The organism is Oleiphilus sp. HI0079 (assembly GCF_001635105.1).
On record NZ_LWFT01001165.1, the window covers coordinates 1 to 1,119 of the forward strand.

The 1,119-nt window shown below is 48.8% G+C and carries 1 protein-coding gene; it reads left to right on the forward strand.

Annotated elements, in window-relative coordinates; genetic code table 11:
- A partial coding sequence (locus A3750_RS20785; protein ID WP_068548743.1) for an acyl-CoA dehydrogenase family protein occupies positions 1-942 on the forward strand: 942 nt, incomplete at its 5' end.
- Positions 943-1,119 lie beyond the last annotated feature (177 nt).

Below are 1,119 nucleotides of genomic sequence, written 5' to 3' on the forward strand. Positions count from 1 at the left end.
ATTTTTTGTAAGGTAGCGGCATCCGAAGAGCTCATGCGCTCAACTTCGGGCGGTCTTGTGGCAAGCCTAGGATCGATTGATATCGGACTCCCCCCAATAGCTAAATGGGGATCCAAAACGCTGAAAGAGAAAGTGATACCCAAAGTAATTAGTGGCGAGAAAATCATTGCACTTGCCATCACTGAGCCTTCAGGCGGCTCTGATGTCGCGAACATCAAGACTCGCGCCGTGAAAGATGGCGACCATTACATTGTTAATGGTTCAAAAACATTTATAACCAGCGGTCATAGAGCGGATTACTATACCGTCGCCGTGCGCACAGGCGGCGATGGCTACGGCGGTATCAGCTTACTATTGATAGAGCGCGACACCCCCGGATTCAGCCGGGGCAAAAACCTTAAAAAAACTGGCTGGTGGGCCAGCGATACGGCTGAGCTATTCTTCGATGATGTTCGCGTACCAGCGGAAAACCTCATCGGACCAGAAAACTCTGGTTTTATCGCGATAATGTCCAACTTCGAGATGGAGCGTCTTAGCCTCTGCGTTATGGCAAACATGACCGCAGAACTAGCTCTAGAAGAGTCACTAAAGTACGTTAAAGAGAGAAGTGCATTTGGTAGACCGATTGGTAAGTTCCAAGTCACCAAGCACAAGCTCGCCGAGATGGCGACAGCGCTTGAAGCAAGCAAAACCTTTACATACTCGCTAGCCGCGGCAATGCAAGAGGGTAAATCAGTAATAAAAGAAATCTCAATGGCAAAGAATTTCGCGACGCAAACCAGCGACAAAATCACCTATGACGCAGTGCAAATATTTGGCGGCATGGGCTATATGCGCGAATCAAAGGTCGAAAGACTCGCTCGCGACAACCGAATTCTTTCAATTGGAGGCGGCACCTATGAAATCATGAACGAAGTGATCGCCAAGCAACTCGGCCTCTAAGCTGCTTGTATACTGAGCGTAGTTTATGACCTTAGGGTTAGCGCTCGGTCTAAGGCCGCAAATACCTTTTGACGATAAGATTCTGACTCTCCTACCAGATGATGTCCTGCGCCATCAATGGTCACTGCACTTCCAAGCGGAAACAACTTTCTGTACTGCGCCAAGTTATAGCGCCAG